This window comes from Hahella sp. CR1, from assembly GCF_029813005.1.
Classification (GTDB): domain Bacteria; phylum Pseudomonadota; class Gammaproteobacteria; order Pseudomonadales; family Oleiphilaceae; genus Hahella.
Genome location: NZ_JAPELK010000025.1, coordinates 16,827 through 30,771 on the forward strand (window position 1 = coordinate 16,827; position 13,945 = coordinate 30,771).

The 13,945-nt window shown below is 55.7% G+C and carries 11 protein-coding genes; 7 read left to right on the forward strand and 4 right to left on the reverse strand.

Features of this window, described 5'->3' with window-relative positions:
• The first annotated feature begins 79 nt into the window (after positions 1–79).
• Genes ONV78_RS30885 through ONV78_RS30895 form a run of 3 tightly spaced genes read left to right on the forward strand, consistent with a single transcriptional unit; the run spans position 80 to position 1,801 of the window.
• Positions 80–745, forward strand: a complete 666-nt coding sequence (locus tag ONV78_RS30885; RefSeq protein WP_127970457.1) for a CsgG/HfaB family protein — start codon at positions 80–82, stop codon at positions 743–745.
• A 31-nt stretch (positions 746–776) separates the two neighbouring features.
• Positions 777–1,145: a DUF4810 domain-containing protein gene (locus ONV78_RS30890; RefSeq protein ID WP_279508438.1), complete on the forward strand. Its 369-nt coding sequence runs from the start codon at positions 777–779 to the stop codon at positions 1,143–1,145.
• Positions 1,142–1,801 carry a DUF799 domain-containing protein gene (locus tag ONV78_RS30895; RefSeq protein WP_216736365.1) on the forward strand — a complete coding sequence of 220 codons (660 nt, stop codon included), beginning with the start codon at positions 1,142–1,144 and terminating at the stop codon, positions 1,799–1,801. Before ONV78_RS30890 ends, ONV78_RS30895 begins: the two co-directional genes overlap by 4 nt.
• Positions 1,802–1,948: 147 nt before the next feature.
• On the opposite strand, the gene ONV78_RS30900 is transcribed toward ONV78_RS30895, so the two are convergent.
• Positions 1,949–3,655 (reverse strand): hypothetical protein, encoded by a 1,707-nt coding sequence (locus ONV78_RS30900; protein ID WP_279508439.1) that lies wholly within the window; start codon positions 3,653–3,655, stop codon positions 1,949–1,951.
• A gap of 236 nt (positions 3,656–3,891) precedes the next feature.
• On the opposite strand from ONV78_RS30900, the gene ONV78_RS30905 reads away from it, so the two are divergent.
• Together ONV78_RS30905 and ONV78_RS30910 are read left to right on the forward strand one after the other, a co-directional pair.
• Positions 3,892–4,644, forward strand: coding sequence for a phosphatase PAP2 family protein (locus tag ONV78_RS30905; RefSeq protein WP_279508440.1), 753 nt, complete (start codon positions 3,892–3,894; stop codon positions 4,642–4,644).
• 80 nt (positions 4,645–4,724) lie between these two features.
• Positions 4,725–6,086 carry a methyl-accepting chemotaxis protein gene (locus ONV78_RS30910; RefSeq protein WP_279508441.1) on the forward strand — a complete coding sequence of 454 codons (1,362 nt, stop codon included), beginning with the start codon at positions 4,725–4,727 and terminating at the stop codon, positions 6,084–6,086.
• 27 nt (positions 6,087–6,113) lie between these two features.
• On the opposite strand, the gene ONV78_RS30915 is transcribed toward ONV78_RS30910, so the two are convergent.
• Positions 6,114–7,838 carry a potassium/proton antiporter gene (locus ONV78_RS30915; RefSeq protein ID WP_279508442.1) on the reverse strand — a complete coding sequence of 575 codons (1,725 nt, stop codon included), beginning with the start codon at positions 7,836–7,838 and terminating at the stop codon, positions 6,114–6,116.
• A 269-nt stretch (positions 7,839–8,107) separates the two neighbouring features.
• Between ONV78_RS30915 and ONV78_RS30920 the strand changes: the two genes are divergently transcribed.
• Complete coding sequence (locus ONV78_RS30920; RefSeq protein ID WP_279508443.1) at positions 8,108–10,384, forward strand: pyridoxal-dependent decarboxylase; 2,277 nt, start codon at positions 8,108–8,110, stop codon at positions 10,382–10,384.
• A gap of 181 nt (positions 10,385–10,565) precedes the next feature.
• Here ONV78_RS30920 and ONV78_RS30925 read toward each other — a convergent pair whose 3' ends face one another.
• Together ONV78_RS30925 and ONV78_RS30930 are read right to left on the reverse strand one after the other, a co-directional pair.
• Positions 10,566–11,867, reverse strand: coding sequence for a sensor domain-containing diguanylate cyclase (locus ONV78_RS30925; RefSeq protein WP_279508444.1), 1,302 nt, complete (start codon positions 11,865–11,867; stop codon positions 10,566–10,568).
• Between the two features lie 164 nt (positions 11,868–12,031).
• Positions 12,032–13,030, reverse strand: coding sequence for a GlxA family transcriptional regulator (locus tag ONV78_RS30930; protein WP_279508445.1), 999 nt, complete (start codon positions 13,028–13,030; stop codon positions 12,032–12,034).
• A 303-nt stretch (positions 13,031–13,333) separates the two neighbouring features.
• On the opposite strand from ONV78_RS30930, the gene ONV78_RS30935 reads away from it, so the two are divergent.
• The gene (locus ONV78_RS30935) at positions 13,334–13,912 is read left to right on the forward strand and encodes a thioesterase family protein (RefSeq protein ID WP_279508446.1); all 579 of its coding nucleotides are present in this window, start codon (positions 13,334–13,336) and stop codon (positions 13,910–13,912) included.
• Positions 13,913–13,945 lie beyond the last annotated feature (33 nt).

Here is a 13,945-nt window from a genome sequence, read left to right on the forward strand (position 1 = left end):
AAGTATAAGTCACCTTTTGAGCGACTGAGCGCGCTCAACTACACTTCGAGACTATCCCCCCTTAAGGAGTAACTTTTCCATGAAGGCCTTGAAAAATGCAGCGCTGGTTGCGCTGACCATTATGGTTTCCGCTTGCGCCACTGAAAGCCACCGCGCCATCGAACCCCAGAAAGTCGCCTCTTACGGCACCTCCTACAACGGCGAGCGCACCACCATGGTGGTCGGCAATTTCCAGAACCGCTCCAACTATATGCAAGGGCTGTTTTCATCGGATACAGACCGCTTGGGCAATCAGGCCAAATCCATCCTGAAAACCCACATGCAGCAGACTCAGCGTTTCAATCTGGTGGACCGCGACAACATGCAGGAGCTGCAACAAGAAGCGCAGATCGCAGGCGTTAAACAGAAGATCGCCGGCGCCCGTTACGTTATCTCCGGCAGCGTCACCGAATTCGGCCGTAAAGAAGTGGGCGACAGACAACTGTTCGGTCTTCTGGGCCGCGGCAAGCAACAAGTAGCTTACGCGAAAGTCGCCTTGTCTGTGGTTGACGTAGAAACCTCCGCCATCATTTATTCCACCCAGGGCGCAGGCGAATATGAACTGAGCAACCGGGAAATCATCGGCTTCGGCGGCACTGCCGGCTATGACGCCACGTTGAACGGCAAGGTACTGAACTTCGCCATTACCGAGGTGGTCAACAACCTGGTTCGTGACCTGGATTCAGGCTCACTGAGACTGAAATAACCGCTTACATTCGCTGTCAGGTAATTCTGGAATGAAGAATACTTTGCGCCTTATTGCTCCGGCTTTGGCCCTCGCCTTATTGGCCGGGTGCGCCAACCAACCGCGCGGCCTCTATTATTGGGGGTCTTATCAGGACGTTTTGCTGGACATGTACACCAAGCCCGGCGAAGCGGACAACAATACGCAGATCGAGAAGTTGACGGTCACCATTGAGCAGGCCAACAACCATGGCCAGCAAGTCCCTCCTGGATTGTACGCGCATCTGGGCATGATCTACGCCAGCGCCGGAGAGCCCGGCATGGCGGTAGAGGCGTTCAATCAGGAGAAGGCGCTCTACCCTGAATCCGCACAGTTTATCGACGGTATTCTGGAGAGAGCCAAAAAGGGGGCGACTAAATGAGATCTTTGCAACTCTGGAAGTTTCTCGGCCTGTTGTCGCTGACCGTTGTATTGAGCACCGGCTGCGCCACACAGCAGCCCTATGACTACTCCGCGCTGTTGGCGAGCAAACCGCGTTCGATTCTGGTGATTCCGCCGCAAAACAACACGGTGGAGGTGAATGCGCCCTATATCTTCCTGTCCACGATCTCTGCGCCGCTGGCGGAAAAAGGCTACTACGTCTTCCCGGTTGCGGTGATTGATCAGTTCATGAAAGACAACGGCCTGCCCACCCCCGCGGAAATGAACAGCGTCCCTCTGGACAAACTGCGCGAGCATATCGGTCCCGACGCGGTGCTGTACGTCACCATCGACGACTGGGGACAGCAATACCAGATCATCTCCTCCGTAGCAGTGGTGTCTTCATCCTGGCGCCTGGTTGACGCCCGGTCCGGCGAAACCCTGTGGCAAGGCCGCGCCTACGCACAGCAATCCTCCGACGGCGGCAACAATGGCCTGGCGGGCATGCTGGTGGCGGCAGTGATTGAGCAGGTAGTGAATTCCGTAAGCGATAAAACGCCGGGGCTCTCCGCCAACGCCAACTACAGAACCATCAACTCGCCCAGCAACGGCCTGCTGCCAGGACCTTATCTGAAGGTTGAGACGCAGGGGCAGTAACAATCAGCAGCGGACTTAAAGCGTCCGATCTGATGCGATAACCAAAAGGCCTTCCAATACAACGGAAGGCCTTTTTCGTTTACATGAAGTCGAACATTCCTCTTTAACGCCTCTCCCTAACCCGCGTCCCTGAGCGCAAAATCCACGTTAAAAACTATCATAAACCTTCAACGTCCATTGAAAGGCGTCGACTTTGTTGCGCTCGTTGATGGGGATGGCGAAGTCCAGGTGGATGACGTTACCGGTGCGGGCTTTGCTGGAGATGAGGCGCATACCGAGGCCGATGTCGAACAGGACTGGCGGCGCCTCGCTGTCGCCGGATTCCCAGGCGCGGCCCATGTCGATAAAGGCGACGTTGCCCAAGCGGAACAGGTTGAATACGTGGGTGGTGGAATAGAAACGGCGTTCAATACTGGCCAGGAAGCGGCGGTCGCCTCGTTCAAAGCCGCCCGGGTAGCCTCTCAAGCCGAATTCATCATCCAGGGTCAGTTCCTTGTCCTGGTCCAGATTGTCGCCAAGGTCCGCTTTGAAGCCGAAAAACCAGCGGTGCTGATCATCGGTAAGATGTACGTAAGATAAGTCAGCGCCGACCAGGGTGTTTTCCAGTGCGCTGTCTTCAGTATCCCAATAGCCGTCCAAATGGGCGCCGACAAAGAACAGGTGATGCTCGCCAAAACTGTAGGCGTCGCTGTACTGGCCATTGAAGCGCCATTGGGTGCGGTCATTGCCCAGAAAGTCGCCGCCGTAGCCCAGTTTCAAGTAGATATTTTTCCCCAGAGACACGTCTTCCGTAGTCTCAATAAAGTCCAGGTTGCGATAGGTGGCGAACAGGTTTTCGACTCTTTCGTACGCCACCCAGGGATAGGTTAAGGCGCGGTCTTGCGGCGTGCCGCTGCGGGTGGCGTCCACCGCGGAAAAGTTATCTTCCTCGCGGGTGATCCCTACATACCAGCGGTTGGCGAAGTCGCGCCGCAAACCGTCTGAAAGACCAAAGTAGAGATTGTAGAGATTGCTCTCGTGACGATAGGCGTTGACCTCCTCGCCTTCGTCTTTGATCTTGTCCACCACAGAGTCTTCATGCAGATCGCCGCCGGCCGCCCAGCGGCTGTCCAGCGCGTAGAAAGGTCGCTCCAGAGAAAACAGTTTGGTTTCCCCATCGCTGGTGTCGCCGTATTGCACCTGGGTTTTCAGGCGGGTTCCGAACAGATGATTGGAGCCGAACATGTAGTCGACGCTGCTGCGGTCGTCATCCTTGTTGTAGGCGACGGAAACTTGATTGCCCGTCCCGAAGATATTGTTATCGCTCAGCTCCAGACCCACCTTGCTGGCGCCATCCGAGTGACTGAACTTCACCCCCGGCTCCAGCGTCCAGATATCCCGCGTCACCACCAGCAGGTCAATTTTGCCGTTGCACTGACGAAACGGCATGATGCGCGCGTCGATGAGATAACTGTTTTTCCTGAGAATCCTCTCCGACTCCCGCAGCTGGTCCACATCCAGTCGATCGCCGCTTTTAAACAGGAGTTGTCCGGAAACCACATCCGTGCGCGTTAGGATATGAATCTTGTTCAGCAGGCGATACAGGAAGTTATTTTCCTCTGGATCGGACTCGTCAAACACTGGCAGCGGCTCCACCCAGATTTCTCCTATCTCGGCGCCAGCGTACTCCTCCAGTGAATAAGCGCCGCTTAGCCCGACAAAATCGAATTTCGAGGTTTTTTCCGCATCGTAAATGGGTTCGCAGTCTGCGTCAGAATGCTCCTCTTTCTCCTGCGCAACAGCTTGCGCGCCGCACAGCGTCGCCAACCAGCACAGGCTCACGCCCAAGGTCCGCAGCTTTCTGTTCGCGCCCATGCACGGGCTTGTCTTGTTTGCGCCTTCCGCCGGGTTATTCACGGTTAACGTCACACGCCGATTAGTAGATGACAGCCTCATCCTAATCAGGCGGGGAGCAACCAATTATCAACGTGACATCAAGCAAACATCAAAGTTGGAGACTCTTGATCATTGCTTGATATTTTCTTGAGACTTGCTTGGTCCGCTCTTTCCTAGAATGCCTTCATACAAGCTGTTAGACGGACGATACGATTTTGAAAAACTGGCAAGACGATTCAACGGATTTTTATCGAACTCACTTCTGGTATCCGCTCCTGGCTTTTCTGGCTCTGATAATGCTGATCAACGACCTGCATCTGGATTTGTCGCTGGCGGATGCAATCTATAGCTGGGAGGGACATCAATGGTTTTTTCGGGACGCCTGGGTCACCAGCGACCTCCTGCACAACGACGGGCGACGCCTGGTCGCCGTTATGGCCATATTGCTGTTGGCGTTGCTGTCAGGCTCCTTCTTCGTGCGACGACTCCGCCCCTATCGACGCGCCCTGGTCTATCTGTTTGCGAGTGTGGCGATATCCCTGCTCAGCGTCTCACTGCTTAAACGTCTCACCCAGGTAAACTGCCCCTGGGATTTGCTGCGCTACGGCGGCGCGATCTCCTTTGACGCCGCCAGCCAGGATGGACAATGTTTCCCCGCCGGCCACGCCAGCGGCGGCTACGCCTGGATCGGCCTTTACTTTGTCGCGCTGGTTCACTTGCCTCGTTGGCGCTTCAGGGCGCTGGGGTTTGCGTTAGCCCTGGGGGCAAGCTTCGGCGTCGCGCAACAACTGCGAGGCGCTCACTTTATTTCCCACGATATCTGGACCCTCGCTATCTGCTGGTTCGTCGCTTTGGCCGGCTACCGCCTGGCGTTCCCTCATAGTGTCGCCGTCACGCCGTCTGTTTCAGCACCGCAAAAGGCGACATGGCCGAGATTACAGGCAGCGTCTAAACTTGCAGAGGAATAGTGTTGGTCTTGCATCGGCAGTAGCGCCGACGCACTACTAAGCCCTGGCAAATGCAAATGGACTCGACTTGGAGGTCTCTTGTGAATGCGGATATTCGCGCGGACGCCGACGCTGCTGTTATCGACTCAACTCCCTCTCTTGATGAAGACGCTATTATCGCCGCGCTGGAGGCGATGGCTGAAGGCGATTACCTCGCCACCATCGATCAACAAGGTCCCGTATTCGACGCCCTGACCCGCTTGCTGAAAAAGCTCAGCGCCAATGGTTCGCAAAACATGGAACGCACCGTCAAGCTCTCCATTGAAGCCAATGAGACCGCGATCCTCTCCGCCAATCTGCTCTACAACCTGCGCATCGTCGATCAGCGGGCTCACTCCATCGCCGCCGCAGCGGAGGAAATGCGCGCGTCCGTGGGCGAAATCAAAGGTTATGGCGAAAGCATCAGCCAACAGGCGCAATCCGCACAGGAGATTTCAGAGCAAAGCGGAACGGCGGTGCGCACCTCATTGGCCGAGTACGACAATTTAGTAGCCGCCATTGACGACAACGTGGCCAAAGTGAATGAAATGGCGCGGTTCGCCAATCAGGTGCAGTCGATTGCGGACAACATCAAATCCATCGCCTTTCAAACCAAGATTCTGTCTTTGAACGCCTCCGTCGAAGCCGCTCGCGCTGGCGACGCCGGACGCGGATTCTCCGTCGTGGCGGCGGAAGTGGGCTCCCTGGCCGCCAAATCCGACTCCGCCACCAAAGGCATTTCCAATATCGTCAAAAATCTGCAGGAAGAAATGGGCGTTATGATCGACAGCATGAACGACAGCTGTCAGGCCGCCAAACAGGGTAAAGACGCCATGCTCAAGTTGTCGGAAAGCATTGAGTCCGTGCGTCACCAGAATGAGCTGGTCACCGACAATACACGACAGATCGCCACTACATTGAACGAGCAGATGCAGGCTGCGCAGGAGGTTTCCACCGGCATTACCGAGATCGCCTCCAGCACCAGCAGCGGCGTCGATTCCGTGGACAATATCGTCAACGCCCTGGATCGCATTGAAAAAATCATCAGCCAGCAAATCGCGGTGTCGGCGGAATTAAATCTGCCTAAAAAAGTCATCAAGCTGGCGCAATCGGATCATGTTATCTGGAAAAAACGTCTGGCGAATATGATCGTGGGTAAAGAAGGGCTGACCTCTTCCGAATTGGCCGATCATCACTCCTGCCGGCTTGGCAAGTGGTACGACAAAGTATCCGACAGCCGCATGAAAACCAGTCCGCCCTTCAAAGCCCTGGTCAAACCGCATCAGGAAGTGCATTACCACGGCAAACGTGCGGTGGATCTGTACAACAAGGGCGACATCAGAGGCGCGTTGAAGGAAATCTCCCTGGTGGAGGACGCCTCCGTAGATGTGCTGTCGCTGCTGGGACAGTTGGAGAAAGTATAAACAAGTATACATTTGACGCAGGGCGGATCACTTCCGCCCCAGCTTCAGCCCGATCGCGGTAATCACGCCGTCTTTGACCTCCTTCACCACAAACTGCACGGGTCCGAGTTGGACCCGGTCCCCCACCACCGGCTTGCCGTGAAATTGAGTGAGCACAAAGTCGGCGACGCTTAGCGCGCTATCTTTATCCCGCACGTCAAAACAATACAGCTGCGCCAGATCCGCCAGCCTGGCGTCGGGGTTGATGGCGAACTCGCCGAAAAACAGACTGGTCTCCAAATTGAGCGGCTGTTCCGGGGCGAAGAACCGCCCCAAAGCGCTGCTGCTTCCCTCTGTCGCCAGCGCCATCACATAATCATCTACCGCCAACTTTTGCTCCGCCGGCGCCGCCAACAGGACGCCCAGACGCATCACGCCGACCAACTGCGCGCCTTCCGCCATTGGCAGTTGCTTGCCTTGTATTCCCAAGGCGCGGCAGCTCGGCGTCACCTGATACAGCAACAGTTCTTTGTCCTGAGAGTCGGGAATTTTCAGAGTCAGATGCTCAGGTTCGCGCACCGGCGGCGGCAGCTCCACTCGTAGCCATCGGGCGATGGGGGCAATGGTCCAGCCTTGCAGAATCAACGAAATCAGCACGACGAAGAACACCAGGTCAAAGTAGATGCGGGTTTGCTCCAGCCCCGCCAAAGAAGGGAACAGCGCAAGAATGATCGGCACTGCGCCGCGCAGCCCGCACCAACTGATAAAGACCTGCTCTCGCCACGGGAAGTGGAAAGGCGCCAGAGACAACAACACCGCCAGGGGACGGGCGAAAAAGATCAGTACAAAGGCGATGGCGATCGCCGGCGCGATAATCGACGTCATTTTGCTGGGTGTAATCAACAGTCCCAGCATCAAAAACATGATGATCTGACTCAGCCAGGCCAGCCCGTCGTGGAAGCGATGGATATCTCCACCATAGGGCAGCGATTTGGAGCCGATCATCACGCCCACGATATAGATTGCAAGAAAGCCGCTGCCGCCCATTAAGTTGGTCACGCCGAACAGACTCAACGCGCCGGTCAACGCCAACAACGGATACAGCGAAGCGGACAACTGCAAACGACTCAGCAGCCACGACAACAGATAGCCGCCCGCACCCCCCGCCGCGAGTCCCAGGCCCATTTGAATCGCCAGCTCGCTCAACAGGGACCAGCCGGGATTGCCCGTGGGCGCGCTTATTAACTGCACCAGGGTGATGGTCAGAAATATCGCCATCGGATCATTGGAGCCGGACTCAATTTCCAGCGTCGCCCCGGTGCGCTCTTTCAATTCCAGGCCTGCGCTGCGCAACAGGCCGAACACCGCCGCCGCATCCGTGGAGCCGACAATGGCGCCTATCAGCAGGCCTTCCTGCCAGGTCAGATCGAGAATCCAGTGGGCGGCCAGCCCGGTCAAACCCGCGGTCACCAGAACGCCTACGGTGGCCAGCGACAACGCCGGGCGCAGACTGACGCGGAAAGTATCCCGGCGCGCGCCCAGGCCGCCGTCGAAAATGATCACCGCCAACGCCAGGTTGCCCACCAGAAACGCCAGTCCGAAGTCGTCGAACTTAATGCCTCCGGGCCCGTCCTCCCCCGCCAGCATGCCCAAGACCAGGAACACCAATAACAATGGCGCTCCAAGTCGACGCGACAGCACGCTGGTGAACACGCACAGCAACGCCAGCAAAGCGCTGCCAAAAATAAACTGATAAGTGGTATCTATCGTCATCCGTTAGTCAATCCGCCGCCTGTCTCGCGCCATTCCCCGCTCCCGTCAAAACCGAACCTGCAGCGCCGCTTAAGCCCGCGCCGACACCTTGTTTTCTCCGGTTGCTTATTCCCCTGACTGTACTAAGATAGCCATCTCGCGACCGCTGTCTCTGAGTGGACGATTTCACGCCGTACTGATCAAGCTTGTTTCTGATTAGGAAACACCCGCCTTAACTATCGCGATTACCCAACATTGCATGTAAAGCACAATAAAACGGAGATCCCGTAATGGAAATGACTTCCCCAAGAAGGAAATTTGTCTCACGCGATGTTCTAAAACAAGTTAAATCCCATTTAAAACAAGGCTTAGTCAGTGCGCCCTTATTGGACGACACCTCCATCGCTGGCTGGTTTATGGGCACAAAAGGCGAAAATCTTGACGTAGTGAAGAAGTTGTTGAGCGCCGTCGTTGAAAAAACGCTGGAAGGACGCACCAATCAGTTTCCGGAAGATCCCGGATATATCACAGATAAAGTGAAGTCTTCCGATGCGTACGTGCAGGCGCTGCAGAACATCGAGCAGCGCAGCGATGACCTGCTCAGTCTGTTGACGCAATACTCCGTGCCCTTCTCCAGCCTGCGCTATCAGGGGCATATGACCTGGGACATCACGTTGCCGGCGATTATCGGCTACCTGTCCGGCATGCTGCAGAACCAGAATAACGTCACGCCGCAGGCGGCGCCGGCGACCACATTGCTGGAAATCGTCGCGGCTAATGACGTGGCGCAAATGGCCGGCTTTAACGTGCGTCCGCTGGAGAATGACAGCGACTCCACCGTGCCTCGCTCCTGGTCGCATATCACCAGCGGCGGCACGGTCGCCAACATCGAAAGCGTTTGGGCCGCCCGTGAACTCAAGTACATGCCTCTGGGCATTAAATACGCGCTGGAGGACGGACAGCCCTACGCCTCCATCCGCAGCAGCCTCACCCTGTCTGATGGCCAGCGGGTCGCCGACGCCAGCGCCTGGCGTCTGCTCAACCTGATACAGGACGACGCGTTGAATCTGCCAGGCAAAATAGCCAGCTTGCTCAAGGTGGACGAAGCGACCGTCTGGAAAACCCTGGGAGAAAACTACTCTCTCAACGCCAGAGGCATGACCTTCTTCCAGAACAAATACCTGGCGGCGGAAAACATCAAAGCGCCGGCGATCATTGTGCCCTCCACCAAGCATTACTCCTGGGTGAAGTCAGCCGCCGTGCTCGGCCTGGGCGGCGGTCAGAAAGGCCTGACCGAAGCACAGATGACGGACATCAACGTGATTGGCGACGACGCCGTGTTGAATGTTTATGTGGACGAAGAAGGCAGAGTGAAAACCGATCTGCTGCAGACCGTATTGAACACCTGTAAGCAGAACAAAAAGCCCATCCTGCTGAACGTCGCTGTCTTCGGCTCCACCGAAGAAGGCGCCGTGGACCCGGTGGAAAAGATACTGCAGATCCGCGAGGACTTCCGTCGCGATGCAGAACCCTTCGAGTATGCGGTGCATACCGACGGCGCCTGGGGCGGCTATTTCATGGCCTGTATCCGCAAGCCCTTTGAGATGGGTTCCGAGCCCCAGCAGGGCAATTTGCCGACGGATCAGTTCGACAACAGCGACTCCTGGTTCCGTCAGTCCGTCTACGACAGCATGGCTCATGTTCACCGTTGCGACAGCGCCACGATCGATCCGCACAAAATGGGCTACATCCCCTATCCGGCGGGCAGCCTGACTTACCGCAACGAGAAGATCATCAACTTGCTCAGCTTCAGCGCGCCTTACATCAGTTCCGAAGGCGACAGCGACAGCATCAACACCCGCAATATCGGCGAGTCCGGTCTGGAAGGCTCCAAACCCGGCGCGGCGGCCACCGCGGTTTACCTCAGCCATCAGACTATTCGTCCAGACAAGCGCGGCTATGGCCATATCATCAACCAGAGCATGTTGAACTCGAAGTTGTTCTACCTGTATCTGGCCACCATGGACATCGCCTTCCCGGACGACAAGTTCGATCTGGCGCTGCTGAACCCGATGCCCAAAGATCAGGAAATGCAGCGTAAAGCTATCGCGGAAATGTTGTGGAAACGTCAGGTTTCCAAGCGTGACCTGCTGCAACATCGTGAAATCAGCGCGTTCCTGCGTAAAGTCTCCGGCGACCAGAATATCGTGGACTATGTGTTCGTCGACAAGAATGACCGCTCAGTCGAGCGGACGCTGCAGCTGAACAACGCCCTGTTCGACAAGCTCAGCGTGCCGCCAGGACAACCTGTTTCCCCAGACCAGGTGTTCGTATCGATGACCACGTTCAATCGGGATGATTACGGCGACGACTTCATGAACGCCCTGGGCGAGCGCCTGTTTGAAAATCCCCAGCAAGTGAACGCGATTCCCTGTATCCGTTCCGTCATTCTGGACCCATGGGCGATCTATACCCATGAGCATGACCAGATGGGGCTGTACAACTTCTTTACGGATATCTTTTTGCCGAAACTGAGAAAAGAAGTGAACCTCTTGTGCAGTCAATAACGTCTATCGACGCAACGGAAGTTGTGTCGTAGATGAATAGAGTGTTCGAGACAGATGCTATGCAGTAATCAAGTGTAATTGCTGTATTTTTCACGCGGCCGCGCCTTCCCGGCCGCGTGTTTTTTGAACCGCCCGCCTTCTTTCAATTACAGCCCGCTTTCTCTTGCAATTACTGCATTTCTTACGCGTAGCCGTAATTATTCTTGCCCTGGCGTTTGATCTGATACATCGCCGCGTCCGCATTGCGCAGCAGCGCTTCCGGGTCGTCTCCGTTATGAGGAAACGACGCCACCCCGATACTGGCGCCGATATACACTTCCACTTCGCTGCCGTCGTTTGACGTCACGGTCACCGGCATGGAGAGCGTCTTGATGATCTGATGGGCGACTACGCCGGCATGCTCGCGCTGCTGCAGGTCCGGGATCAACACGATAAATTCATCGCCGCCGATTCTGCCCACGGTGTCCGAAGCGCGTACGGAGGATTGCAGACGCACCGCCACTTCCTTCAACAGACAATCGCCAGCGTCATGGCCATGCTGGTCATTCACCGCCTTGAAGCCGTCCAGATCGATAAACAACAACGCCGCAATCGCCTCATTGCGCCTGGCGACGGCGATCATGCGGTCTAGCCGGTCCTTGCACAAACGCACCGTAGGCACGCCAGTCAGCGCATCGTAGTGGGCCAGTTTTTTCAGTTCCGCCTTGGCTCTTTCCGACTCATCCAGCGCATGCTGCAAAGCGCTGATATCGTATTCGGACACCAGTATCACGTATTCGCCGCTCACCGGATGCCGGCTCGCGCGCATATCCAGAGTATGCTTGCGAACACCGCGCCGGGTGATCATCAAATGATCCTGGGAGCTGTCCAGCAACGCCTGCCCCTGTCGCAACCTCTCTCTACCTTCTTGCAGATCATGAAAGCGGCTTTCGAACACGGATACGCCCGCCGGCGCGTCATCTCTCACCGCATACCCGTAGAGTTCGGTGGCGATGGGATTTTCAAACAGCGGCAGTCCTTCCAAGGAGAAGCTGGTCACCGCAACCGAGGTGTAATGAATCGCTTCCGCGAACAGGCATTGCTCCGGGTTGTCCCCCGAAGGGCCGCCGTCGGAAATAAAGGCGATGGTGCCGCGATGGCGCTCAGGCCCCAATAACACCGCTTTATGGCGAATATGCAGGCGTGTGGGCTGTTCGTTGGGATAAGCGGTCCAGGGATCGACGGACACGCCTTCCAACGCCGCCTTTTCGAAGGTCTGCTGCATGCGGCGTCGCGCGCTTGCGGTATCCCCCGACATATCCTTGTCGATCACCTGCTGGACATTATCCAGGCCCCAGAACGCCACGCCCGCCGCATTGGCCCACCAGAAAGCGTGCACATCCAGGTCCAGGATGAAAATGACGTCAGGGTGCAAGTCAAACAAAGCAACGTCAGCGTGAGACGCCAGCACCGGCAAACGACTCAAATCCACGGTTTTATACAAAGGACCCTCCTTCCGGCCGCCAGCGACCAGGGCTCAGCGTCTCAATTTCGTGGTGAAAGTCCAAGATCCCTGTCCGCTCATCCCTGTGACTGACTATGTATAAGAATTGGTCAGAATCCGCCGAACTTCCAGTGGCTGTGGTCGGATCATGGCTCTTACGAAGGTTATGCGCGGTTGGTCCGTCCCCCGGGAGGCGGAACCTGAAACTTCTTGCGATAGCTGCTGGGCGTCGTCCCTACCCGCTCACTGAACAGACGACGAAAGGAGTTACTGTCCTCATACCCAACCTCAAAGGTAATGCTTTCAATGCTCATGCGAGTGGTTTCGATCAGCCTTTTCGCGTTCTCAATGCGTAAGTTCTGCAAATAGTTGATCGGAGTTTGCCCGGTGGCGTCCTTGAAGCGCCGTTTGAAGTTACGCACGCCGAAGCCGAATTGTTTGGCCAGCTCTTCAATATTGATAGCGCTGGCGTAATGGTGATCCAGCCAGTCCTGAACCTTGAGTATTTCCCTGTCTTCATGATTCTTGTTGAAGGACAACATCACATAGGGCGTTTGTTCTCTGCGGGTGGTGTCAATGAGCAGTTTTTTGGAGCACTCAGCGGCGATCTCCGGGGCCGCATAGCGACGAATGATATGAAGCAGCAGGTCGATGGCGGCGGAAGCCCCGCCTGAACAGATGATGCGGTTATCCTCAGTAATGATGTGCTGCTTGCTTACTTTCACTTTGGGATAGCGTTGGGCGAACGCATTGACGTAATACCAGTGGGTGGTCGCCGCCATGTCATCCAGTAAGCCCGACTCCGCCAGTAAAAAAGCGCCCGTGCAGATCGTGGCGATAGCCGCCTGCTCTGCAAACCGCGCTCTGAGCCAGGGGGCGAAATCCTTAAAGGACGGCAGCGCCGGCTTTAGGTTGAATAAGAACCCCGGAATGACGATCAGGTCTGTGCCTGTAATCTGCTCTAACGAGACATTCGGCGTTAGCGTGAGGCCGCCTGAACAGGAGACAGGGTGACCATCCAGCGAGGCGGTCTGAATATTGAAAAGAGGCTCCTGCGACCGATTCCGATAAGCATGAAACTGATTCGCGCACGCCAGTGTTTCCAAGGTAATCGCAATACTGGCGGATGAGCATTGATTCACCATCAGAACAGTTACATGCATATCATTCTCTTATTTATCATATCACTACAAAGCTTATTTGATTTTATTTTGAGATATTTCGGCCTGAAAAAGCGTTTATCAGCTATTACTCAAACCGCATTATTAGCGCCATTTGCGCACTGACGCAACGCTGTCGTCAAGGGTTTGCGCCTTACTTGTTAATCATTTCAAAGATATGGCGAGAGCTACCGCCATTTGCGCTTTTCGCATGAAAAATGTCATTTCTGCATGTATCGCCAAAAACCATCTCCCACTATCGTAGCTATCGACCGGCAGCCCTTTTATTCCCGATGGAGTTAGACAATGAATTTGTGGTTTCGTCTGATTAAAGCGCTATTCATGGCAATGCTGAGAAAGCCTGCGCAACCGTTCGATACGACCGTAGTTAAGATGCGCGTCTGGCCCAATGACCTGGACCTCAACCTTCATGTCAATAACGGCCGCTACTTCACCATGGCGGATGTTGGGCGCATAGATTACATACTGCGCAGCGGCGTCGGCAAAGTCGCGCTAAAACACCGGGCGCTACCGATCGTCGCGGAAGCAACCGCCAAATTCCGCAAGGAGCTCAGACTTTTCGAACGTTTCGAGATCCACTCCCGCCTGGTGGGCTGGGATGATAAGTGGTCCTATATGGAACACCGCTTTGTTCACAAAGGCCGCGTGGCGGGCGTCGTGTTCATGCGAGGATTCTTCAAAGGAGCGCAAGGCGCCATAAAACCGGAAGACCTGGCCGAATATCTGGGCGTTCCGTCCATGTCTCCCCTTTTACCTGAATGGGTCACCATCTGGGCCGAAAGCTGCGACAGCCTGACAGAATCCATCCGCCTGGAAGAATCAATCGCCGCCACACAGGAGCAGCCCGCATACGCCTCCCATTAGAGCCAGCTTCCATATACCAATGAAAGTAGGCAG